This is a genomic window from Kitasatospora sp. NPDC008115 (genome assembly GCF_042957205.1).
GTDB lineage: Bacteria > Actinomycetota > Actinomycetes > Streptomycetales > Streptomycetaceae > Kitasatospora.
Genome location: NZ_JBIBHU010000023.1, coordinates 72,714 through 96,698 on the forward strand (window position 1 = coordinate 72,714; position 23,985 = coordinate 96,698).

A 23,985-nucleotide genomic window follows, 5' to 3' on the forward strand; every position below is an offset into this window, starting at 1 on the left:
CCCCTTTCTGTTTCACCTCGTCACCTCATCGAGGAGCTGCATCGTGTCCAGCACCCTTGCCGAGCCGCGGCCCGTCGAACGCGAGAACCCCTTCCGGTGGGTACGCCGGGTGTTCCGTGACTTCCGCCGCTCCCGGCCGTTCTGGGGCGGGCTGCTGGCCGTCTTCGCCGGCCTCCCGATCATGTACTTCCCGTACGCCAACCTGTCGTTGAACGGCATGACGATCGCCATGGCCACCACGGCCGGCGCGGGCTCGCTGATCATCGGGGTGCTGCTGGTGGTGCTCGGGCTGACCGGCTGGTTCCAGCCGGTGGTCCGGGTCTTCGCGGGCATCGCCACCACCCTGCTCACCCTGGTCTCGATCCCGGTCTCCAACCTGGGCGGCTTCGGGCTGTCGGTCCTGCCGGGGCTGATCGGCGGTGGTCTGATGATCGCCTGGGCGCCGCTGCCGGACGCCGATCCGGCCGAGGCGGAGGCCGAGGCCGTTGCCGCGCCCGTCGCCGAGGCGGTCGTCGACGAGCCCGCTTACGAGCCCGCCGTCGAGCGGTCCCCGGCCGCCGTCGAGGGGACCGTCCCGGCGCAGCAGGCCGGCGAGCCCAAGGAGGTCCGGTGAGCGAGCCGCGCGAGGAGCTTCCGCAGCCCCCGGCGCGGCGCCCGCCCCGGCATGCGGCGCCCCGCACACCGGTGCGGGTCCGGCTGCGCGGACGGGCGCTGGCGATGGCCGCCGTGCCGACCGCGCTGCTGATGGCCGCCGCCTACACCCCCAACCCGGCGATCGCCGAGTCCACCGCGGGCAAGCCGTGTGCCACCGCACCGGACACCGTGCCGCGGACGCCCGTGGTGGCCGAGACGCCGGTGCCCAAGAGCGAGCTGCCGCCGCCGATCCCCGGTCCGTCCGTCCCGCTGCCGGAGGCCCCGGCCACCGGGGCGCCCGCTCCGACCGCGGCCCCGACGGCCCCGACGGCCACGCCGGAACCGACGGCGACCGCGACCGCCGGGCCGACCGCGACCTCCGGCGGCGGGGTCGTCCAGGCCGGGCTCGTCGACGACATCGTCGGCGGCGTCACCGACCTGGTCTCCCCGGGCGGCCCGGCGAGCCCCACCGCCGGGGCGCCCACCGCCGAGACCCCGGCCACGACGGCACCGACGGCACCGACGGGCACGCCGACCGCCGAGCCGATGGGTACACCGACCGGCACCGCCGCGCCCACGCCCGCCGCCACCCCGGGAACGACCCCGCCGACCCCGCCCGCCACCCCGAGCGCGTCGACGGCACCGGCCACCCCGAAGCCGTCCGGCACCCCGTCCGCCTCCGCGAAGCCGACCGCCTCCGGCAGCCCCTCGGCCACCCCGTCGAAGGACCCGAACTGCCTGGTCGACACCAAGGCGCTGGCCCCCGGCGGCAAGCCGGCCGACAACCCGATCCTGGTGCCGGACCAGAACTGGACCCTGCAGACCACCCGGCTCGCCCTGAACCACGCCGTGCTGCTCGGCGTGGTCAACGTCCGGACGCCCACCGGCACCAAGCGGGTGCTGAAGTTCGAGGTGGAGAGCGTCGACATCGAGAACCTGCACATGTCGACACTGGAGGGCAACGGCAGGACCTTCCACGTCAAGGGCGCGCCCGGCTCGGTCTCGACCATGCGCAAGGGCCCGATCACCATGTACGTGGAGCGGCTCTCCGGCCACCTGTCCGAGGTGCTCGGCCTGCCGGTCCCGATCGACCTGGGCGAGCTCAGCCTCACCCCGGACGGCCCGCTGCCGCAGTGGCTGTACGACCTGATCGGCCAGCTGCAGCTGCCGCTGTGGATCGAGCTGACCGGGGTGACCGCGATCCAGTCGGGCCAGTTCGGCGGCACCCTGAGGATTCCGGGCATGCAGCTCTACAACGACGACCTGCCCTACCCCGGGAACGCCTGAGCCCGGCCCCCAACGCCCGTGGGGCGGCCCCTCCCGTCCGGAGGGACCGCCCCACGGGCGTGTGCCGCGCCGCTTACGCGGTGCGGGTGCCCAGGTGGTGCACCTGGACCATGTTGGTGTTGCCGGGGACGCCGGGGGGCGAGCCGGCGGTGACGATCACGGTGTCGCCCGCGCCCAGCTCGCTGATGCGCAGCAGTTCGCGGTCGACCTGCGCGACCATCTCGTCGGTGGTGTCCACCTGCTCGGTCACGTGCGCCTCGACGCCCCAGCTCAGCGAGAGCTGGTTGCGGGTGGCGTGGTCCGGGGTGAAGGCGATCACCGGGATCGGCGAGCGGTAGCGGGAGAGCCGGCGCGCGGTGTCACCGGACTTGGTGAACGCGACCAGCGCCTTGCCGTTCAGGAAGTCGCCCAGCTCGCACGCGGCGCGGGCGATGGAGCCGCCCTGGGTGCGCGGCTTGCGGCCCGGGTTGAGCGGCTGGAGGCCCTGGGAGAGCAGCTCCTCCTCGGCCTTCTCGCAGATCCGGCTCATGGTGCGGACGGTCTCGACCGGGTACTTGCCGACGCTGGACTCGGCGGACAGCATGACCGCGTCGGTGCCGTCCAGGATGGCGTTGGCGACGTCGGAGACCTCGGCGCGGGTCGGGCGCGAGGCGTGGATCATCGACTCCATCATCTGGGTGGCGACGATGACCGGCTTGGCGTTCCGGCGGGCCAGGGTGATCAGCTGCTTCTGGACCAGCGGCACCCGCTCCAGCGGGTACTCGACGGCCAGGTCGCCACGGGCCACCATGATCGCGTCGAAGGCGAGGACGATCTCCTCCATCGCCTCGACGGCCTGCGGCTTCTCGATCTTGGCGATGACCGGCACCCGGATGCCGACCTCGTCCATGACCGCGTGGACGTCCTTGATGTCCGCGGCGTTGCGGACGAAGGAGAGGGCGACCATGTCGACGCCCAGGCGAAGGGCGAAGCGCAGGTCCTCCTTGTCCTTCTCGGACAGGGCGGGCACGTTGACGGCCGCGCCGGGGAGGTTGATGCCCTTGTTGTTCGAGAGCACGCCGCCCTCGACGACCACGGTCCTGACCCGCGGGCCGTCGACGCTGACGACCTCAAGGGCGATGACGCCGTCGTTGATCAGGACCGGGTCGCCGGGCTTGACGTCGCCCGGGAGGCCCTTGTAGGTGGTTCCGCAGATGTGCTGGTCACCGGGGACGTCCTCGGTGGTGATGGTGAACTCGTCGCCGTTGTCGACGGTCACCGGACCGTTGGCGAAGGTCGCCAGACGGATCTTGGGGCCCTGGAGGTCGGCCAGAACGCCGATGGTCTTGCCGGTGTCCTCCGAAACCTGGCGGACCTTGCGGTACCGCTCCTCGTGCTCCCCGTGGGAACCGTGGCTCATGTTCAGGCGGGCGACGTTCATGCCCGCTTCGACGATGGCCTTGAGCTGTTCGTAGGAGTCCGTCGCGGGACCCAGGGTGCAGACAATTTTCGCTCGGCGCATATCGATCAGTCTATCCGTTCGTGTTATTGGTGCATTCGGCGCGAATGGAGAGGAATCGCCGACCAGGAGTCCGCGGAACGAGACGACGGGGGGTCAGTTTTCGGACGACCGGTGCACCAGGGCGAAGGCCTGCCGGGCGATCTCCAGCTCCTCGTCGGTGGGGACGACGGCGACCGCCACCCGAGCGCTGCCCCCTGACGGGAGCAGGGCGGGGGAGATGATCCGCGGCTCGCGCGAGCGTACCGAGTTGAGTTCGGGGTCGACGGCGATGCCGAGCTCCTCCAGGCCGGCCGTGGCGGCGGCCCGCACCGGCGCCGCGTTCTCCCCCACGCCGGCGGTGAAGGCGATCGCGTCCACCCGGCCGAGCACCGCGTAGTACCCGCCGATGTACTTGCGCACCCGGTGGACGTACGCGTCGAAGGCCAGCTTCGCGTCCGCGTCGCCGTCGTCGGCGCGGCGCATGATCTCGCGCATGTCGTTGTCCCCGCACAGGCCCAGCAGGCCGCTGCGGCGGTTGAGCAGGTCGTCGATGCCGTCGATCGACAGCCCGCCCACCCGGTGCAGGTGGAAGACCACGCCCGCGTCGATGTCACCCGAACGAGTGCCCATCACCAGGCCCTCCAGCGGGGTCAGGCCCATCGAGGTGTCGACGCAGCGCCCGCCGGCCACCGCCGAGGCGGAGGCGCCGTTGCCCAGGTGCAGCACGATCACGTTGACCTCGGCCGGGTCCTTGCCGAGCAGCCGCGCGGTGGCCCGTGAGACGTACTGGTGCGAGGTGCCGTGGAAGCCGTAGCGGCGCACCCGGTGCTCGTCGGCGACGTCCTTGTCGATCGCGTACCGGGCGGCGTGCTCGGGCATCGAGGAGTGGAAGGCGGTGTCGAAGACGGCCACCTGCGGCAGGTCGGGCCGCAGCCCCCGGGCCACCTCGATGCCGGTGATGTTGGCCGGATTGTGCAGCGGCGCCACCGGGATCAGCCGACGGATCTCCTTGAGCACGTCGTCGGTGATCACGGTCGGTTCGGTGAACCGCAGCCCGCCGTGCACCACCCGGTGGCCGATCGCGGCCAGCTCGGGCGAGTCCAGGCCCAGCCCGTCGGCGGCCAGCTCCTCGGCGACCGCCTTGAGCGCCGCGCCGTGGTCGGGGAAGGCCTGGACGGTCTCCCGCTCCGCGCCGCCGCGCGGGGCGTGCAGCAGCCGCCCGCCGGCCTCGCCGATCCGCTCGACCAGCCCGGAGGCGAGCCGGTCGCCGTCCAGCATGTCGATCAGCTGGTACTTGACCGACGAGGAGCCGGCGTTCAGTACCAGGACCCGTGTGCCCGCACTCATGCCGTGCCCCCTTCACCGCGCGGCTGCAACCCGCGCTCCTGCGACTGGATGGCGGTGATCGCCACCGTGTTGACGATGTCCTGCACCAGCGCGCCGCGCGACAGGTCGTTGACCGGCTTGCGCAGCCCCTGGAGCACCGGCCCGACGGCGACCGCCCCGGCCGAGCGCTGGACCGCCTTGTAGGTGTTGTTGCCGGTGTTGAGGTCCGGGAAGATCAGCACGGTCGCCCGGCCGGCCACCGGCGAGCCGGGCAGCTTGGTCGCCGCGACGTGCGCGTCCACCGCGGCGTCGTACTGGATCGGCCCCTCGACCAGGATGTCCGGGCGCAGCTCGCGCACCAGCTCGGTCGCCTTGCGGACCTTGTCGACGTCCGCGCCGGAGCCGGAGGTGCCGGTCGAGTAGGAGAGCATCGCGACCCGCGGCTCGACGCCGAACTGGGCGGCGGTGGCGGCCGACTGGATGGCGATGTCGGCGAGCTGCTGGGCGTCCGGGTCCGGGTTGACCGCGCAGTCGCCGTAGACCAGCACCTTGTCCGCCAGGCACATGAAGAAGACGCTGGAGACGATGGCCGCGCCCGGCGAGGTCTTGATCACCTCGAAGGCGGGGCGGATGGTGGCGGCGGTGGAGTGCGCCGCGCCGGAGACCATGCCGTCGGCGATGCCCTCCTGGACCATCAGGGTGCCGAAGTAGGAGACGTCGGTGACCACGTCCAGGGCGAGTTCGACGGTCATGCCCTTGTGCGCCCGCAGCCTGGCGTACAGCTCGGCGAACTGGCGGCGCAGCGGGCTGGTGGCCGGGTCGACGATCCGGACCTGGGCGCGGTCGGCGGCCGGGGCCTCGGCGGGCAGGTCGATGCCGAGCGCGGCGGCCCTGCGGCGGACGGCGTCGGGCTCGCCGAGCAGGGTGAGGTCGCAGATGTTGCGGCGCAGCAGGATCTCGGCGGCGCGCAGCACCCGCTCCTCGGTGCCCTCCGGCAGCACCACGTGCCGGCGGGCCGCCCTGGCCCGCTCCAGCAGCTCGTGCTCGAACATCATCGGGGTCACCCGCTCGGACCGGCCGACCTCGATCAGTTTGGTCAACTCATCGGTGTCCACGTGCAGTTCGAACAGTCCGAGGGCGATCTCGGCCTTCCGGGGGCTGGCCGCGGAGAGCCTGCCCTCCAGGTGGGTCAGCGCGGCGGCGGTGAGCCAGCTGCCCTCCGGGACCACCGCGACCGGGGTGCCGGGGGCGAGCCGGGCGGCCAGCGCCATCACGTTCGGGCCGGGGTGCTGGCCGAGGGTGAGCAGGACGCCGGCGATCGGCGGGGCGCCGGCGGCGTGCGCGGCCAGCGAGCCGATCACCAGGTCGGCGCGGTCCCCGGGGGTGACCACCAGGGCGCCCTCGGTCAGCGCGTCCAGGAAGGTCGGCAGCATCGCGCCGCCGAAGACGAAGCCGCGCACGTCCCGGGCCAGGCCGGCCGCGTCGCCGATCAGCACCTCGGCGCCGGTGGCGTCGACCAGTTGGGCGACGGTCGGCGCGGCCAGCGCCGGCTCCTCGGGGATGACGTAGGCGGGGATCGGCAGCTTCTCGGAGAGCTTGCGCTGGACCGGCTGCTTGGCGGCCGGGGCGACCCGGTTGGCGATCATCGCCAGGGTCTCGCAGCCGAGGTCGGTGTAGGCGCGGTGGGCGTTGCGGACCTCGGCGATCACCGCGTCGGCGTCCTCGCCGTGCCCGCCGACCACCGGCAGCACGGCGGCGCCGAACTCGTTGGCCAGCCGGGCGTTGAAGGCCAGCTCGTCGGGGATGTTGGTGTCGGCGAAGTCGGTGCCGAGCACCAGGACCGCCTGGCAGCGCCGCTCCAGCGCGTGGAAGCGGTCCACCAGCACCGAGACCAGCTCGTCCTGCCCGTGCGCGGCCTGGAGCGCGGCGGCCTCCTCGTAGCTGAGGCCGTAGAGCTCGGCGGCCGGCAGGTCCAGCCGGTAGCGGGCGCGCAGCAGCTCGACCACGTGGTCCGCGCCCGCCTCCCCGGGGGTCTGGGCGTGCACCAGGGGGCGGAACACCCCGACCCGGTCCACCCGGCGGGTGAGCAGCTCCATGACCCCGAGCTCCACCGCCTGCCGGCCGTCCCCTCGGCCGATCCCGGTCACGTACACGCTGCGCGCCACGCGGCTCTCTCCGTCCCGTCGTCTCAGGAAGTGGTCATATCGACCATACCTTCGCACCGTGAACGCCCGTTCGCGAGCAGAACGGCCCGGCGGGGGGCAAGGGGCCGAAGGTCATCCGGGACGGCCGGAGGTCATCAGGGGAAGCGGTCGGGGCCGGTGAGCCGGACGGCCACCGCGGCCGGCCGCTCGGCGAGGGAGAGCTGGGTGATCCGCTTGTCCAGCAGCCAGCCGTGCCGGTGGACCAGGGTGTCCCCGGGCCCCGGGGTCCAGCCGTCGGCGGCCAGCCGGGCGCGCAGCCGGCGGGCCGCCTCGGCGCCGGACAGGCCCTCGGTGCTCACGATCACGAGGTCGCGGCGGCAGGCGTGCAGGCCGCAGCTGTGGTCGGGTCCGCTGTCGTGCTCGACGACCAGGCCGCGCGGCAGCGACACCTCGTGGCGTTCCGGGGAGAAGGGCTCGTGGACGGCGAGCTGGTAGAGCAGGCCGATGACCAGGCCGACCAGCGAGTGGGCGGCGATCACGATGGTCGCCCCGGCGGCCGGCTGGACGGACCCCCGGGCCGGCCGGGGGCCGCGGCGGCGCCGCTCGGTCAGGGTGCCGAGCAGCACCACCAGCCCGGCGGCGAGCGGGTAGCCGGACTGGGACTCGGCGGTGGCCCGGCTGTGGAACCACTCGCGTTCCAGCCCGACCGGGATCACCGCGAGGGCGACCAGTACGGCGGCGACCGTCAGCCCGGTCGCCCGGGTGCGGGCCAGTGCGGCCCAACAGGCCAGTGGCAGCAGGACGTAGCACCAGCCCAGCACCAAACCCACAGAAGGCCCCCCGCCCGCTGCCGACGTCTCAGGCGGGGAGCCTAGAACGTCACGCCGGGCGGAGCCAGAGGGTCGCCAGCGGGGGCAGGACCAGTTCGGCGCTGCGCGGCAGGCCGTTCCAGGTGACCGCATCCGCCTTCACCGGACGGGAGTTGGCCGTACCGCTGCCACCGTACTCCGTGGCGTCGGTGTTGAGGGCCTCTTCCCAGAGCTGGTCGCGGCCGGGCAGCTCGGGCAGGCCGATCCGGTGGCCGTGCCGGACGACGGGGGAGAAGTTGCAGACGGCGACCAGCGGGGTGCCGTCGGCGGCGTACCGGACGAAGGAGAGCAGGTTGTCCTCGGCGGCGCCGCCGTCCAGCCAGCGGAAGCCCGCGGGGGCGGTGTCCTGCTCCCAGAGCGCCGGGCTCTCCAGGTAGCGCCGGTTGAGGTCGCCCACCAGCCGGCGCACGCCCCGGTGCTCCTCGTGCGCCGGCCACTTCCGGTCGAGTACCCACCACTGCGGGCCCTGCTCGTGGTGCCACTCCGCGCCCTGGGCGAACTCCTGCCCCATGAACAGCAGTTGCTTGCCGGGATGGGCCCACATGAAGCCGAGGTAGGCGCGGTGGTTGGCGCGCTGCTGCCACCAGTCGCCGGGCATCTTGGCGACCAGCGCCTGCTTGCCGTGCACCACCTCGTCGTGCGAGATCGGCAGGATGTAGTTCTCCGAGTAGGCGTACACCATCGAGAAGGTGATCTCGTTGTGGTGGTACTTGCGGTGCACCGGGTCCTTGCTCATGTAGACCAGCGAGTCGTGCATCCAGCCCATGTTCCACTTCAGGCCGAAGCCGAGCCCGCCCTGGTCGGTGGGCCGGGTGACGCCGTCCCAGGCGGTGGACTCCTCGGCGACGGTGAGCACGCCGGGGCAGCGCCGGTAGACGGTGGCGTTCATCTCCTGGAGGAAGGCGGCCGCGTCGAGGTTCTCCCGCCCGCCGTACCGGTTCGGGCTCCAGTCGCCGCTGTCGCGCGAGTAGTCGAGGTAGAGCATGGAGGCGACGGCGTCCACCCGCAGGCCGTCGACGTGGAACTCCTCGCACCAGTAGACCGCGTTGGCGACCAGGAAGTTGCGCACCTCGGTCCGGCCGTAGTCGAACTCCAGGGTGCCCCAGTCCGGGTGCTCGGCGCGCTGCGGGTCGGCCGGCTCGTACAGCGGCTGGCCGTCGAAGCGGGCGAGCGCGAAGTCGTCCTTGGGGAAGTGCGCGGGCACCCAGTCGACGATCACGCCGATGCCGTGCTGGTGCAGGGTGTCGACCAGGAAACGGAAGTCGTCCGGGCTGCCGAGCCGGGCGGTGGGTGCGTAGTAGCCGGACACCTGGTAGCCCCAGGAGCCGCCGAACGGGTGCTCCATGACCGGCATGAACTCCACATGGGTGAAGTTCAACTCCTTGAGGTACCCGGGGAGTTCGGAGGCGATGGCGCGGTAGGTGGTGAGGTCGGGGCGCCAGGAGGGCAGGTGCAGCTCGTACACCGACATCGGGGCGCGGTGGTGCGCGGTGCGCGCCCGGCGGGCCATCCACTCGCCGTCCTGCCAGCGGTGCGACGAGGCGGTGACGACCGAGGCGGTGCCGGGCGGGATCTGCGCGGCGCGGGCGAGCGGGTCGGCCTTGTCCAGCACCCAGCCCTGCCGGGTGTGGATCTCGTACTTGTACTGGGCGCCCTCGCCGAGGTCCGGGACGAACAGTTCCCAGACGCCGGAGGAGCCGAGCGAGCGCATCGGGTGGCCGGTGCCGTCCCAGTGGTTGAAGTCGCCGATCAGCCGCACGCCGACGGCGTTCGGCGCCCAGACGGCGAACGCGGTGCCGGCCACGCCGTCCACGGTGCGCAGGTGCGAGCCGAGCGCCTGCCAGAGCTGCTCGTGCCGGCCCTCGGAGATCAGGTGCAGGTCGAGTTCGCCGAGGGTGGGCCGGGCGCGGTAGCCGTCGTGCTGGCGGATCGGCTCGCCGCCGGGGTAGCCGACCAGCAGCCGGTAGTCGGGCGCCTCCGGGGCCGCCAGCAGGCCGGTGAACAGGCCGCCCTGCTGATGGGTGAGCTCCACGGGGCCCTGCTCCGTCTCCACCACGACCCGCTCGGCGAACGGGCGGAGCACCCGGATCGCGGTGCCGCCGTGCACGGGGTGGGCGCCGAGCAGGGCGTGCGGGTCGTGGTGCTGGCCCCGGACCAGCCGGTCCACCTCGCCGGGCGGCAGCGGCGCCTCGGGCAGCCGCAGCGCCCCGGGCGGCGCGACCGGTGCGGCGGGCACCGGCCCGGCGGCTTCGGCGGCTCCTTCGGGAGCGGTGGGGCCGACGGCGGGTTCGGCGGCGGGTCCGGGGGCGGGCGCCGGCTCGGCCCGCCGGACGGTCGCGGGCTCACGCTTCGGGGAGTCCGGGCCGGCCAGGAAGGTGGCCGGCACGGAGCGGGTGGTGCGGCCTGGCGGGTCGAGCGGCGTCACGGCGGGGACCTCTCTTGGAGCGGGGCGGGAGGAACGGGGGACGTCAGACGGTGAGCGCCAGCCGGTTGATCGCGGCCAGCGGGATCGGCAGCCAGCTCGGCCGGTGCCGGGCCTCGTACACCACCTCGTACACCGCCTTGTCGATCTCCAGCGCGCGCATCAGCTCCGGCGAGGCGGCCGGGTCGGTGCCGCCGCCCGCGGTGTAGCCGGCGCAGAACGCCGTCCGGTTGCGCTGCGCCCAGGCGGCGGCCAGGTGCGCCAGCTCCGGGTCGGGCGGCCCACCGGCCAGCAGGTGGGCGGCGGCGTAGTCGAAGGAGCGGAGCATCGCCGCGACGTCCCGCAGCGCGGTCTGCGGCTCGCGCCGCTCGGCGACCGACTTGGCCGGCTCGCCCTCGAAGTCCAGCAGCACCCAGCCGTGCGGGGTGCGCATCGCCTGGCCGAGGTGCAGGTCGCCGTGGATCCGCTGGACCGGCAGGCCGTCCGGGTGGGCGTCGGCCATCTGCTGGAAGGCCGAGCGCAGCGCACCCCGGTAGCGCATCAGCCCGGGGACGGCGGCCACCGCGCTGTCCAGCCGGTCGGCCATCGCGGTCGCCAGCTGCCGGGTCTGGGTGCGGTCCAGCCGGGCGACCGGCATCGAGCGGGCGAGCACCCGGTGCACCTCGGCGGTGGCCCGGCCCAGCCGGTGCGCCTCGATCGCGAAGTTGCCCGGCGACGGGTCGCCCTTCAGCCGGCCCACCTGGTCGAGGGCGAGCTCCCAGCCGTCCTCGGCCTCGGGGAGGTAGCGCTGGAGCAGCCCGAGGGTGGCCGGCTCGGCGCGCTCCAGGCGGCTCTCGAACCAGGCGGCGACCCGGGGGATGCGGGTCGAGCCGGCCCGGGAGAGCGCGAGCGAGAGTTCGAGGTCGGGGTTGGTGCCGGGGTGGACGCGGCGGAACAGCTTCAGGATGTACGAGGTGCCGTAGATGACCGAGCTGTTGGACTGCTCGGCGGTGGAGGCGCGGCCCGGCAGGTTGGTGGGGAGCCCGGAGCCCGGGGTGCGGCGGAAGGACAGCGAGCCGAACCGGTCGCCGGTGGCCAGGTGCTCCAGCAGCCGCCCGGTGAGCTCCGGGTCGTGCACCGCGTCGTAGAGCGCCGCCCCGTCGTACGGGCCCTGGGTGAGCCGGCCGAGGACGGCGGACGGCTCGATGCCGTGGGGGCCCTGCGAGCGGATGCCGAGCAGCAGTTGGTACAGGTCGCCGTGCGGCGCGCCGGCGGTGGCGGCGTGCTCGACCCGGAGCAGCAGGTGCAGCAGGGCGGGGTCGCCGACCTGGAGGGGGGTGCCGACCACGGGGGTGAGGCCGGTGATCGGCCGTCCCTTCCCGGCGTACCAGCGCTGGGTGGGGAGCCACTCGGCGATCAGCGGCAGCGCCGCCTGGACGAGTTCGCTGACCCCCAGGGCGGTCCTCCGGACCCCGGTGCCCCGCGGGGCGGCCGCCGCGGTGGGGCCGGCTGGGGCGTCACGGTGCAGGGGGGCTTGCGAACGGGAGGTTTCGGACATGACTCCCTTTCCCCGGAAGAGCTGGGCGGATCGCCCGACGGGTCTGGCCGGGTCCGTCAGTCTTCCGGATTGCGGCGGCGCGGCGGCTGCGGCACGCGAGCGGTGGGCCCGGGTGTCACGCCTTCGTGTGGGTGGCCGTTGGGCTGTTCTCCGTACGCGGTGGTGCAGAGACGACCGGGGGCGCGGGATGCGAACTCGCGCCCCCGGAGGCTTCGATGGGGCCTGCGGCGGGTGCCGGATCGTTACTTCGATCGCCTGGTTCCGCTCAGCCTGGGGGGCCGGCGGAGCTGGAACCAGTAGAAGCCGTGGCCGGCGAGGGTGAGCAGGTACGGCCACTCACCGATCGAGGGGAAGCGCACCCCGCCGATCAGCTCGACCGGGTACCGCCCGCCGTACTGCCTCAGGTCCAGTTCGGTCGGCTGCGCGAAGCGGGAGAAGTTGTTCACGCACATGACCAGGTCCCCCTCGTGCTCGCGCACGAAGGCCAGCACCGCGGGGTTGCTGGAGGGCAGTTCGGTGTAGCTGCCGAGGCCGAACGCCGGGTTGAGCTTGCGGATCTCGATCATGCGACGCGTCCAGTGCAGCAGCGAACTCGAACTGCTTTGCTGCGCCTCGACGTTGGTCACCTGATAGCCGTACACCGGATCCATGATGGGCGGCAGACTGAGCCTGCCCGGGTCGGCGGAGGAGAAACCCGCGTTGCGGTCCGGGGTCCACTGCATCGGGGTCCGGACGCCGTCCCGGTCGCCCAGCCAGATGTTGTCCCCCATGCCGATCTCGTCCCCGTAGTAGAGCACCGGCGAGCCGGGCAGGGAGAGCAGCAGGGCGGTGAAGAGCTCGATCTGGTTGCGGTCGTTCTCCAGCAGCGGGGCGAGCCGCCGGCGGATGCCCACGTTGGCGCGCATCCGCGGGTCCTTGGCGTACTCGGCGTACATGTAGTCGCGCTCCTCGTCGGTGACCATCTCCAGGGTCAGCTCGTCGTGGTTGCGCAGGAAGATGCCCCACTGGCAGCCGTGCGGGATGTTGGGCGTCTTGGCGAGGATCTCCGAGACGGGGTAGCGGGACTCCCGGCGGACCGCCATGAAGATCCGCGGCATCACCGGGAAGTGGAACGCCATGTGGCACTCGTCGCCGCCGGAGGCGAAGTCGCCGAAGTAGTCGACGACGTCCTCCGGCCACTGGTTGGCCTCGGCGAGCAGCACGGTGTCCGGGTAGTTGGCGTCGATCTCCTTGCGGACCCGCTGGAGGAACTCGTGGGTCTCCGGCAGGTTCTCGCAGTTGGTGCCCTCCCGGGCGAACAGGTACGGCACCGCGTCCAGCCGGAACCCGTCGATGCCGAGGTCCAGCCAGAACCGCAGGCCGGCGATCATCTCGTCCTGGACCCGCGGGTTGTCGTAGTTGAGGTCCGGCTGGTGGGAGAAGAACCGGTGCCAGAAGTACTGCTTGCGCACCGGGTCGTACGTCCAGTTGGAGGTCTCGGTGTCGACGAAGATGATCCGGGCGTCGGGGTACTGCTTGTCGTCGTCGGCCCACATGTAGAAGTCGCCGTACGGGCCGTCCGGGTCCTCCCGGGAGGCCTGGAACCACGGGTGCTGGTCGCTGGTGTGGTTCATGACGAAGTCGATGATCACACGCATGCCGCGCAGGTGCGCCGCGTCCACGAACTCCATGAAGTCGGCGAGGTCGCCGAACTCCGGCAGTACCGCCTTGTAGTCGGAGACGTCGTACCCGCCGTCGCGCAGCGGCGAGGCGAAGAACGGCGGCAGCCAGAGGCAGTCGACGCCGAGCCACTGCAGGTAGTCGAGCTTGGAGGTGAGCCCCTTGAGGTCCCCGACACCGTCGCCGTTGCTGTCCTGGAAGGACCGCACCAGCACCTCGTAGAAGACCGCACGCTTGAACCACTCGGGGTCCAGGTTCTTCTCGGAGGTCTCGGGGAAGGTGTCGGGGACGGGCTCGTTCACTGTCACGCTGGGTTCCTCCGAACCGTGAGGAGGTGGGCCGGCTCGGCTGAGGGGTCGAGCCGGACGTAGTTGTGCCGGCCCCACGTGTAGGCGGCACCGGTGAGCTCGTCGTGGACCGCGTACGGCCCGTCCCCGTCGAGGGTGACGGTGGCCTCCTGGGCGTGGTGGGGATCCAGGTTGACCACGGTGATGAGGTGGTCGGTGAGGCCGTCGGGGGTCGGCGCGGTCTTGGAGTAGGCGAGCACCTGGTCGTTGTCGGTGGGGTGGAAGCGCAGCGAACGCAACTGCTGGAGGGCCGGGTGACGGCGGCGCAGCCGGTTCAGGACGGTGAGCAGCGGGGCGAGGGTGTCGGTGCGGCTCCAGTCCCGGGGGCGCAGTTCGTACTTCTCCGAGTGCAGGTACTCCTCGGATCCGGGGTGGGCCGGCTCGTTCTCGTAGAGCTCGTAGCCGGCGTACACGCCGTAGCTGGGGGAGAGGGTGGCGGCCAGCACGGCGCGGATCGCGAAGGCGGCCGGGCCGCCGTGCTGGAGGTAGGCGTGCAGGATGTCCGGGGTGTTGGCGAAGAGGTTGGGCCGCATGTGGGCGGCCGTGTCGCCGGACAGCTCGGTGAGGTACTCGGTGAGTTCCGCCTTGCTGTTGCGCCAAGTGAAGTACGTGTACGACTGGTGGAATCCGATCTTCCCCAGGGCGTGCATCATCGCGGGGCGGGTGAAGGCCTCGGCGAGGAACAGGACGTCCGGGTCGGTGCGGGCGATGTCGGCGAGCACCCGCTCCCAGAAGACCACCGGTTTGGTGTGCGGGTTGTCGACCCGGAAGATCCGTACGCCGTGCGCCATCCAGAACCGCAGGACCCGGATCGTCTCCTTGACGATTCCGTCCATGTCCTGGTCGAAGTTGATCGGATAAATATCCTGATATTTTTTCGGCGGATTCTCGGCGTAGGCGATGGTGCCGTCCGCGCGGTGGCTGAACCATTCCGGGTGCTTGTTCACCCACGGGTGGTCCGGCGAGCACTGGAGCGCGAAGTCCAGCGCCACCTCCAGGTGCAGCGCGGTGGCCTCGGCGACGAAGTGGTCGAAGTCCTCGATGGTGCCGAGGTCCGGGTGGACGGCGTCGTGGCCCCCCTCCGGAGAGCCGATCGCCCACGGCGAGCCGACGTCGTGCGGACCGGCCGTCAGGGTGTTGTCCGGACCCTTGCGGAAGGCTCGTCCGATCGGGTGGACCGGCGGCAGGTAGACCACGTCGAAGCCCATCGCGGCGATCGCCGGCAGCCGCTCGGCGGCGGTCCGCAGGGTCCCCGAGCGGGGCGGCTCCACCCCGGCCGGGTCGACCACCGCGCCCTCCGAACGGGGGAAGAACTCGTACCAGGAGCCGAACAGCGCCCGCTCCCGGTCCACCTGGAGCGGGAGCGGCCGGGAGGCGCTCACCAGTTCGCGCAGCGGGAAGCGGACCAGCAGTTCCTGCACCTCGGGGGCGAGCGCGGCGGCCAGCCGGGACAGCGGCGGCAGGCCCGGGTCGCGCAGTGCCTCGGCGGCGGCCAGCACCACGGCCCGGCCGTCCTTCTTCGGCACCCCGGCGGCGGCGCGCTCCAGCAGCTGGGCGCCCTCCTCCAGGACGAGCGCCGTGTCGATCCCGGCCGGCAGCTTGACCGCGGCGGTCCTGCGCCAGGTGGCCACCGGGTCGGACCACGCCTCCACCAGGTACGACCAGCGGCCGGGGGCGGTCGGGGTGACGTGCGCGCCCCAGCGGTCGCTGCCCTCGGCCAGCTCCCGCATCGGCGTCCACGGGCCGCTGCGGCCGCGCGGGTCGCGCAGCACGACATTGGCGTTCACGGCGTCGTGGCCCTCGCGGAACACGGTCGCGCTGACCGGGAAGGCCTCGCCCACCACGGCCTTGGCCGGGCGGCGGCCGGCGTCTACGAGCGGGCTGACGTCCAGGACGGGGATGCGGCCGATCACGGTGTCGCTCTCTGTCGTCGTGCGGGCGGCGGTCTTGCCGGCGGAGGTCTTCCGGGCGGCGGCGGGCTTCGCGCGGGCGGGGCGCGCGGTGGCGGCCCGGGCCGGGGCGGTGTCCTCGGCCGGTCCGGCGGAGGGGTCGGCGGTGCTCGCGCTGCGGCGGGTGGTGGTGCGCTTGCGCGGTGCCTCCGCCCTTGTGGGGGGAGTGGCCCGGCTCTCGTCGGCCCCGGGTTGCCGGGCCGGTTCGTCCGGTCGCTCCGTACGGATAGCCCCGGCGCCCCGGGGCCCCGGCATCGCCGCGTCTGTCCGAGTGTCAGATTCCATCCGTCCGGCGGATTCCGCGACCGCTGCGTCGAGGGTGTCGGCCACCGGTGTGGACTGGTCCCGCGTGTCGCCGTGCATGCCAAACTCCTGCCCGAGATCGGCGGTGGCTCCCGCGGGCCGGAGCGGCCAGGGGAGTACCGGGAGGACTACTGGGTGGGGAGGACGTGCGACGGAAGCCTGCCCGCGCCGCCGTTCCGGGCAACCTGCCCCGCTCCCGCTCGGCCCGCGGCGGAGAGCCCGAGAGCCCGCGCGCGTTCCGGCGCACGCCTTCGGGGGCGCGCCTCCGGATGACCCGGCCCACCCGTGAACGAGCCGGGCCGGGGCGAGGACACGCGGCGGTCCGCGATGCTCGCCGAATGGACCAATCAGGATGAGGAACGGTCAACGCGAAAAGGATTCGGACGTGCTGCTTCGCGGGGGAACGCCACCCGTCTTCGCACACCCCGCAGCATCGACGACCGTGCTTCATCCTCGCACCGGTGACCCCGATTCCGCAGCGGTACGCCAGGAGTTCCATCGGCGATCCGGTGCGGGCCCGCCGGGGGAAATGGATCTGTTCCACGGCGTTCACGCATTGGTGGCGCGGCCCTGTGGAAAGTGCGCCTCGCGCGCCCCCCGTGCAGACCAATGCGCCGAATGCGATCTCATCAATAGGCCGAACGGATGCCGAATAGCCCAACTGACGCACCATCATGCCATCCGTCGCGGCTACGCTTCACGCCGTGAAGGCAATCCGCAGATTCACCGTCCGCACCGTCCTGCCCGAACAACTCCAGCCGTTGCACGAGCTGGCCCTCAACCTGCGCTGGTCCTGGCACCCCGAGACCCGGGACCTCTTCCGGTCCGTGGACCCGGACGTCTGGGCCGCGACGGGCGAGGACCCGGTGCGGCTGCTCGGGGAGGTCCCCGCCGCCCGGCTCGCCGCGCTCGCCGCCGACCGCCGGTTCCTGCGCCGGCTCGGCGACCTCGCCGACGACCTGCGGGAGTACCTGGCCGGCCCGCGCTGGTACCAGAGCGCCGGGCAGCAGGCCGCCGCCCCGCTGCCCGCCGCCATCGCCTACTTCTCGCCCGAGTACGGCATCGCCGCCGCGCTTCCCCAGTACTCGGGCGGCCTCGGCATCCTGGCCGGCGACCACCTCAAGGCCGCCAGCGACCTCGGCGTCCCGGTCGTCGGCGTCGGCCTCTTCTACCGGCACGGCTACTTCCGGCAGTCCCTCGACCGGGACGGCTGGCAACAGGAGCGCTACCCCCTGCTGGACCCGGACGAGCTGGCCGTCACCCTGCTCCGCGAGGCCGACGGCACCCCCGCCCGGGTCGACCTCGCCCTGCCCGGCGGCCGCACCCTCGCCGCGCACATCTGGAAGGCCCAGGTCGGCCGCGTCCCGCTGCTGCTGCTCGACTCCGGAATCGAGGCCAACTCACCCGCCGAGCGCGACGTCACCGACCGCCTCTACGGGGGAGGCAGCGAGCACCGGCTGCTCCAGGAGATGCTGCTCGGCATCGGCGGCGTCCGGGCGGTGCGCGCCTACCAGCGGCTCACCGGCCACCCCGCCCCCGAGGTCTTCCACACCAACGAGGGCCACGCCGGCTTCCTCGGCGTCGAGCGGATCCGCGAGCTGGTCGCCGACACCGGCCTCGACTTCGCCGCCGCCCTGGAGGCGGTCCGGGCCGGCACCCTGTTCACCACCCACACGCCCGTCCCGGCCGGCATCGACCGGTTCGACCGCGACCTGGTCGCCCGGCACTTCGCCGGCGACGCCGCGCTGCCCGGCGTCCCGGCCGACCAGGTGCTCGTGCTCGGCGCCGAGACCTGGCGCGGCGGCGACCCCAAACTGTTCAACATGGCCGCCATGGGCCTGCGGCTCGCCCAGCGCGCCAACGGCGTCTCCACCCTGCACGGCGAGGTCAGCCGCTCGATGTTCAACGGCCTCTGGCCGGGCTTCGACGCCGCCGACGTCCCGATCACCTCGGTCACCAACGGCGTGCACGCCGCCACCTGGATCGATCCGGCCGTGGTGCGGCTCGGCGCCACCGAGATCGGCACCGACCGCGCCGAGGAGGCCATGACCACCGGCGAGACCCAGCGCTGGACGGGGCTGGAGCGGATCGGCAACGCCGAGGTCTGGGACCTGCGCCGCACCCTGCGGGCCCAGCTGGTCGACGAGGTCCGCCACCGGCTGCGCGCCTCCTGGCGCCAGCGCGGGGCCGGCGAGGCCGAGCTCGGCTGGGTCTCCTCGGTGCTCGACCCGGACGTGCTGACCATCGGCTTCGCCCGCCGGGTGCCGTCCTACAAGCGGCTCACCCTGATGCTCCGCGACCAGCAGCGGCTGCGCGCCCTGCTGCTGCACCCCACCCGGCCGGTGCAGATCGTGGTCGCCGGCAAGGCCCACCCGGCCGACGACGGCGGCAAGCGGCTGATCCAGCAGATGGTCGCCTTCGCCGACGACCCGGCCGTGCGGCACCGGATCGTCTTCCTGCCGGACTACGACATGGCGATGGCCCAGCACCTTTACCCGGGCTGCGACGTCTGGCTGAACAACCCGCTGCGCCCGCTGGAGGCCTGCGGCACCTCCGGGATGAAGGCCGCGCTCAACGGCTGCCTCAACCTGTCGGTGCTGGACGGCTGGTGGGACGAGTGGTACGACGGCCAGAACGGCTGGGCGATCCCCACCGCCGACACGGGCGAGGGCGTGCTCGACCCGGACAGCCGGGAGGCCGAGCGGCGTGACGACATCGAGGCCGCCGCGCTGTACGACCTGATCGAGGAGCAGGTGGCCGCCCGCTTCTACGACCGGGGCTCGGACGGCCTGCCGCACCGGTGGATCGCGATGGTCCGGCACACCCTGGTCACCCTCGGGCCCAAGGTGCTGGCCGGGCGGATGGTCCGCGAGTACGTCGAACGGCTCTACGCCCCGGCCGCGCTGGCCCAGCGCGAGCTGGCGGGGACCGGCGCGTTCCGGGCCGCCCACGAGCTGGCCGAGTGGAAGGCCGGGGTGCGCGAGGCCTGGCCGGTCGTCCGGGTGGAGCACGTCGAGGCGGACTGCCCGGACGAGGCGCAGGAACTGGGCAGCGCGCTGGCCCTGCGGGTGCAGGTGGCGCTCGGCCCCCTGGAGCCGGCCGACGTCGAGGTGCAGGTGGTCTCCGGCCGGGTCGACGAGTCCGACCGGATCTCCGACGCCTGCCTGCTCGCCCTCAAGCCGGTCGGCGGGCCCGACCTCGACGGGCGGACCAGGTACGAGGGCTCCCTGGAGCTCTGCCGCACCGGGCCGTTCGGCTACACCGTACGGGTGCTGCCCGCCCATCCCCGGCTGGCCTCGCCCGCCGAGCTGGGCTTGGTGGCGCTGCCGCCGGAGATGGCGGGGATGGACGCCGGAGTCCTGCGCTGAGCGGAAGGAGCGGGGCGCTGGTCCGGCCGGTGCCCCGCTCCCTCCCGCCCCTCCCGCTACCGCTACCGCACGGCGACGACCATGGCGTCGGTGACCGAGCGCCAGGCCACCCCGGCCTCGGCGAAGCCGGCCTCGCGCAGCCGCTCGACGTGCCAGCCGGCCGGGTGCGACTCGCCGTCGGCGTGCGAGCCGTACATCCGGTTGCGGACGGCCACCTGCTCGGCGAGCAGCGGGTCGGCCGCGGCGGCGATCCACCAGCCCTCCCAGTCGAGGACGCCCTCGGCCTTCTCCCGCTCCTGGCGTCCGTGCCGCAGCGTCCGTTCGGCGGCGTTGAGCAGCGGGACCGCCGGGTCGGGCATGTGGTCGGCGTTGAGGAAGACCCCGCCGGGGCGGACCAGGCCGGCCAGGTCGCCGAAGAGCCGGACCAGGGCGCTGCCGGGCAGCCAGTGCAGCGCGGTGGCGGTCACCACCGCGTCGAACGGGCCGGGCGGGAGGGCCTCGGCCCACCGGGGGTCCTTGAGGTCGGCGGTGACCAGGGTGAACCGCTCGTCGTCGCCGAGGACGCCGCGGGCGATGGTCATCAGCGCCGGGTCCTGGTCCACGCCGACGCCGGTGGCGCCGGGCAGCCTGGCGAACAGGCGCTCGGTGATGCTGCCGGTGCCGCAGGCGAGGTCGAGGACGCGCGGGGCGGGCCCGGCCACCGCCTCCACCACGTCGAGCATCACCCGGAACCGCTCCTCGCGGTCGGGCAGGTACCACTCCTGCTGCCGGTCCCAACTGCGCTGCCACTGCTCCCAGTGGTGACGGTCGACCATGGTCGTTCCCCTTCGTGATCCCGAGGCGGTGAACCCGGGAACGACCATAGGCCCTTTCGGTAATGGATGAAAGGGCCTATGGACTGTTACCTAAGGGGTGTCGGGCGTCAGACCAGACTGTCCCGCCAGGCCTGGTGCAGCTTGGCGAAGCGCCCGGCGGCGTCGATCAGCTCGCGCGGGGTGCCGTCCTCGACGATCCGGCCCTGGTCCATCACCAGCACCCGGTCCGCGATCTCCACGGTGGAGAGGCGGTGGGCGATGATCACGGCCGTCCGGCCGGCCAGCACCGTGCGCATCGCCTGCTGCACGGCCTGCTCGCCGGGCACGTCCAGCGAACTGGTGGCCTCGTCGAGGATCAGGACCGCCGGGTCGGCGAGCAGCGCGCGGGCGAAGGCGACCAGCTGCCGCTGCCCGGCCGAGATCCGCCCGCCGCGCTTGCGCACGTCGGTGTCGTAGCCGTCCGGCAGTTCGGCGATGAAGTCGTGCGCGCCGATCGCCCGGGCGGCCTCCTCGATCTCGGCCCGGGAGGCTCCCGGACGGCCGATGGCGATGTTCTCGGCGACCGTGCCGGAGAACAGGAAGGACTCCTGGGTCACCATCACCACCCCGCGCCGCAGCTCCGGTCCGGTCAGGTCGCGCAGGTCCACCCCGTCCAGGGTGATCCGGCCCTCGGTCGGGTCGTAGAACCGGGCGAGCAGCTTGGCCACCGTCGACTTGCCGGCGCCGGTGGCGCCGACCACGGCGACGGTCTGCCCGGCCGGCAGCAGCAGGTCGAACGGCGGCAGCACCTCCGCGCCGGTCCGGTAGGCGAACCGGGTCTTCTCGAAGTGCACCTCCCGGCCCTTGATGGCCGAGGCCGGCAGCTCCCGGGGCGCCGCCGGCTCGGCCACGGTGGGCTCGTGGGCGAGCAGGCCGGCGATCTTCTCCAGCGCGGCGGCGGCCGACTGGTAGCTGTTCAGGAACATCGCCAGCTGGTCGATCGGCTCGAACAGCCGGTGCAGGTAGAGCACGAAGGCGGTCAGCACGCCCAGCTCGGTCGAGCCGTCGGTGACCAGGTAGGCGCCGAGCACCACCACGCCGGTGGTCCAGATGTTGGCCGTCATGCGGGACAGCCCCCCGTACCGGGCGACCTCCAGCAGGCTGTCCGCGGTGGCGGAGGCCGACTGCTGGTTCACCACCGCGAACGCCGCGTCGTTGGTCCGCTCGCGGCGGAACGCCTTCACCGGGCGGATGCCGTTCATCGTCTCGGTGAAGCGGACGATCAGCGAGGCCGCCGCGGTGCGCGAGCGCCGGTAGACCAGCCGCGAGCGGCGCCGGAACGACTGGGTGATCAGCCACAGCGGCAGGAAGGCGAGCAGCGCGGCCAGGCCGAGCTGCCAGTCCAGCACCAGCAGGATCACCGAGATGGAGCAGACCGACAGGGAGACCGTCAGCAGCTCCTGGAGCCCTTCGGAGAGCAGTTCGCGCAGCGCCTCCACGTCGCTGGTGGCGCGCGAGATGATCCGGCCCGAGGTGTACCGCTCGTGGAAGTCCAGGCTGAGCCGCTGGGCGTGCCGGAAGATCCGGCCGCGCAGGTCCATCAGGACGTCCTGGTTGACCCGGGCGCTGACCCTGATGAACGTCCACTGGAACAGCGTGCTGAGCAGCGCGCAGCCCAGGTATGCGGCGATCACCGCGATCAGCGGGCCGGAGTCGTGGTCGCGCAGCGCCGGGATGCCGCGGTCCATCGCGAGGGCGACCAGCAGCGGTCCGGACTGCAGGGCGGCCTGTTGGAGCAGGATCACCGTCATCGCGGCGGCGATCCGGCCCCGGCGCGGGCGCAGCAGCGAGCGCAGCAGGGCGCCGGGTGCGCCGGGCGGGACGGGGATGTCCTCCTCGTCGGCCGGCGGGGCGGGCGGCTCCTCCTCGTGCGGACCGGCCGGATGCGGGTGGACGTCCTCCGTCAGGGTGTCGACGGGCTCGCAGGCGGTGGTCATCGGGCGTTGCTCCTCTCGGGGGCGAGGGCGGCCTCGCCCGACATGAGTGCGCGGTAGCGCGCCGAGCTCTGCAGCAGTTCCTGGTGGGTGCCGACCGCCTCGATCCGGCCGTCCGCCAGGACGGCGACCCGGTCGGCGAGCAGCACGGTGCTCGGGCGGTGGGCGATCACCAGGGCGGTGGTGGAGGCGAGGACCTCGCGCAGGGCGCGTTCGACCAGTGCCTCGGTGTGCACGTCCAGCGCGGAGAGCGGGTCGTCGAGCGCCAGGAAGGCGGGGTCGCCGACCACGGCGCGGGCCAGGGCGAGGCGCTGGCGCTGGCCGCCGGACAGGCCCAGGCCCTGCTCGCCGACCTCGGTGTCGACGCCCTCGGACAGGTGGTCGACGAATCCGGCCTGGGCGGTGGCGAGCGCGGCGCGCAGCCGGTCCTCGCCCGCGCCCGGGGCGCCCATCAGCACGTTCTCCCGGATGGTGGTGGAGAACAGGGTGGGGTCCTCGAAGGCGACCGCGACCAGCTCGCGCAGGTGCGAGCGGTCCAGGTCGCGGATGTCCAGGCCGTCCAGGGTGATGGTGCCGGCGGTGGTCTCGTAGAGGCGGGGGAGCAGCGCGGTCAGCGTGGTCTTGCCGCTGCCGGTGGCGCCGACCAGGGCCATCGTCTCGCCGCTGCGGATGTGCAGGTCCACGCCGCGGAGCAGGTCGGGGGTGCCCGCGGGGGCGTCGGGGTAGCGGAAGCGGACGCCGGTGAACCGGATGCCGTCGGGGGTGGTGACGGTCTTCACGGCCGTGGTGGCGGGGTGGACGGTTTCGGCCGGCTCGGCGTCGGGCTCGTCCAGCACCTCGAAGAAGCGGTCGGTGGCGGTGGCGGCCTCGTTGGAGTAGGCCATCAGCCAGCCGAGGGACTCGATCGGCCAGCGCACGGTGAGCGCGGTCGAGAGGAAGGCGACCAGGGCGCCGGCGCTGAGTTCGTCGTGCGCGACCAGGTAGGTGCCGACGGCGATGGCGCAGCCGAGGGCGAGTTCGGGCAGGCCGATGACGATCGACCAGAGGTTGGCGAGCATGCCGGCCTTCTCCAGCTCCGTACGGCGGAGCACGGCGGACTGCTCGTGGAACCGCTCCGCCATCGAGCGGTGGCGGCCGAAGGCCTTGAGGATGCGGATGCCGAGGACGGACTCCTCGACGAGGGTGGTGAGGTCGCCGTTGCGGTCCTGCGTCAGGCGGGTGGCGCGGGAGTAGCGGGACTCGAACCGGCGGGTGAGCAGGAACAGCGGGAGGGTGGGGCCGAGGGTGATGAGGGCGAGCCGCCAGTCCTGGGTGAACATCAGCGCGATGCCGGCCAGGAAGGTCAGCGCGTTGACGACGAGGAAGACCAGCGGGAACGACAGGAAGGTCCGCATGACGTACAGGTCGGACATCGCGCGGGAGAGCAACTGGCCGGAGCCCCAGCGGTCGTGGAAGGCGACCGGCAGGCGCTGCAGTTTGCCGTAGAGCTCGCCGCGCAGCGTCGTCTCGACGTCGGCCAGCGGTCTGGCCACCACGACTCGGCGGAGATGGAAGAAGGCGGCCTCGGAGAGGCCGAGCATGAGCAGGAGGGCCGCGAGGGGCCAGAGGGCTTCGAGGTCGTGCTCGGCGATCGGGCCGTCGACGATCCGGCCGAGGACGATCGGGACGAGCAGAGTGCTGAGGGAGGCGAGCAGCGCGGCGGTCGCCGAGACCACCAGGCGCATGCGGACCGGACGGACGTAGGGCCACAGCCGAAGGAGCGATCGCACTGTCGAGCGCGGCGCGGGAGGCGCGGTGCCGGGCACTGCGACGGAGTCGGTGGCTGTGTCAAGGACTTGGTTCTTGGCCATCGCGGCGAGAATAGGCCGGATAC

14 protein-coding genes are annotated in these 23,985 nt (G+C 72.9%); 3 read left to right on the top strand and 11 right to left on the bottom strand.

Annotation, left to right across the window (positions count from 1 at the left end; all coding sequences use genetic code 11):
* Positions 1-43 precede the first annotated feature (43 nt).
* Positions 44-613 carry a DUF6114 domain-containing protein gene (locus ACFZBX_RS26625; RefSeq protein WP_391536305.1) on the top strand — a complete coding sequence of 190 codons (570 nt, stop codon included), beginning with the start codon at positions 44-46 and terminating at the stop codon, positions 611-613.
* Positions 610-1,920, top strand: a complete 1,311-nt coding sequence (locus tag ACFZBX_RS26630; RefSeq protein ID WP_391536306.1) for a hypothetical protein — start codon at positions 610-612, stop codon at positions 1,918-1,920. Before ACFZBX_RS26625 ends, ACFZBX_RS26630 begins: the two co-directional genes overlap by 4 nt.
* A 73-nt stretch (positions 1,921-1,993) precedes the next feature.
* Here ACFZBX_RS26630 and pyk read toward each other — a convergent pair whose 3' ends face one another.
* The 8 genes from pyk to ACFZBX_RS26670 form a co-directional block, all read right to left on the bottom strand.
* Positions 1,994-3,421 carry a pyruvate kinase gene (pyk, locus tag ACFZBX_RS26635; RefSeq protein WP_391536307.1) on the bottom strand — a complete coding sequence of 476 codons (1,428 nt, stop codon included), beginning with the start codon at positions 3,419-3,421 and terminating at the stop codon, positions 1,994-1,996.
* Between the two features lie 93 nt (positions 3,422-3,514).
* Entirely contained in the window at positions 3,515-4,747 is a 1,233-nt protein-coding gene (locus tag ACFZBX_RS26640; RefSeq protein ID WP_391536308.1) for an acetate kinase, read from the bottom strand.
* Positions 4,744-6,891, bottom strand: a complete 2,148-nt coding sequence (pta, locus tag ACFZBX_RS26645) for a phosphate acetyltransferase (protein ID WP_391536309.1) — start codon at positions 6,889-6,891, stop codon at positions 4,744-4,746. Before pta ends, ACFZBX_RS26640 begins: the two co-directional genes overlap by 4 nt.
* A gap of 134 nt (positions 6,892-7,025) precedes the next feature.
* A complete protein-coding gene (locus ACFZBX_RS26650; RefSeq protein ID WP_391536310.1) occupies positions 7,026-7,700 on the bottom strand; it encodes a hypothetical protein in 675 nt (224 codons plus the stop codon).
* Between the two features lie 49 nt (positions 7,701-7,749).
* On the bottom strand, positions 7,750-10,164 hold the full coding sequence (gene glgB, locus ACFZBX_RS26655) for a 1,4-alpha-glucan branching protein GlgB (RefSeq protein WP_391536311.1): 2,415 nt from the start codon (positions 10,162-10,164) through the stop codon (positions 7,750-7,752).
* 43 nt (positions 10,165-10,207) lie between these two features.
* Positions 10,208-11,698 carry a phosphotransferase gene (locus ACFZBX_RS26660; RefSeq protein ID WP_380755641.1) on the bottom strand — a complete coding sequence of 497 codons (1,491 nt, stop codon included), beginning with the start codon at positions 11,696-11,698 and terminating at the stop codon, positions 10,208-10,210.
* Between the two features lie 242 nt (positions 11,699-11,940).
* The gene (treS, locus tag ACFZBX_RS26665; protein WP_391536312.1) at positions 11,941-13,665 is read right to left on the bottom strand and encodes a maltose alpha-D-glucosyltransferase; all 1,725 of its coding nucleotides are present in this window, start codon (positions 13,663-13,665) and stop codon (positions 11,941-11,943) included.
* Positions 13,662-15,617, bottom strand: a complete 1,956-nt coding sequence (locus ACFZBX_RS26670) for an alpha-1,4-glucan--maltose-1-phosphate maltosyltransferase (RefSeq protein ID WP_391536357.1) — start codon at positions 15,615-15,617, stop codon at positions 13,662-13,664. Before ACFZBX_RS26670 ends, treS begins: the two co-directional genes overlap by 4 nt.
* A gap of 1,043 nt (positions 15,618-16,660) precedes the next feature.
* On the opposite strand from ACFZBX_RS26670, the gene glgP reads away from it, so the two are divergent.
* The gene (gene glgP / locus ACFZBX_RS26675) at positions 16,661-19,324 is read left to right on the top strand and encodes an alpha-glucan family phosphorylase (RefSeq protein ID WP_391536313.1); all 2,664 of its coding nucleotides are present in this window, start codon (positions 16,661-16,663) and stop codon (positions 19,322-19,324) included.
* Positions 19,325-19,386: 62 nt separating this feature from the next.
* On the opposite strand, the gene ACFZBX_RS26680 is transcribed toward glgP, so the two are convergent.
* From ACFZBX_RS26680 to ACFZBX_RS26690, 3 genes are all read right to left on the bottom strand, one after another.
* On the bottom strand, positions 19,387-20,139 hold the full coding sequence (locus tag ACFZBX_RS26680; RefSeq protein WP_391536314.1) for a class I SAM-dependent methyltransferase: 753 nt from the start codon (positions 20,137-20,139) through the stop codon (positions 19,387-19,389).
* Between the two features lie 107 nt (positions 20,140-20,246).
* Complete coding sequence (locus tag ACFZBX_RS26685) at positions 20,247-22,115, bottom strand: ABC transporter ATP-binding protein (protein ID WP_391536315.1); 1,869 nt, start codon at positions 22,113-22,115, stop codon at positions 20,247-20,249.
* The gene (locus ACFZBX_RS26690; RefSeq protein ID WP_391536316.1) at positions 22,112-23,962 is read right to left on the bottom strand and encodes an ABC transporter ATP-binding protein; all 1,851 of its coding nucleotides are present in this window, start codon (positions 23,960-23,962) and stop codon (positions 22,112-22,114) included. Before ACFZBX_RS26690 ends, ACFZBX_RS26685 begins: the two co-directional genes overlap by 4 nt.
* Positions 23,963-23,985 lie beyond the last annotated feature (23 nt).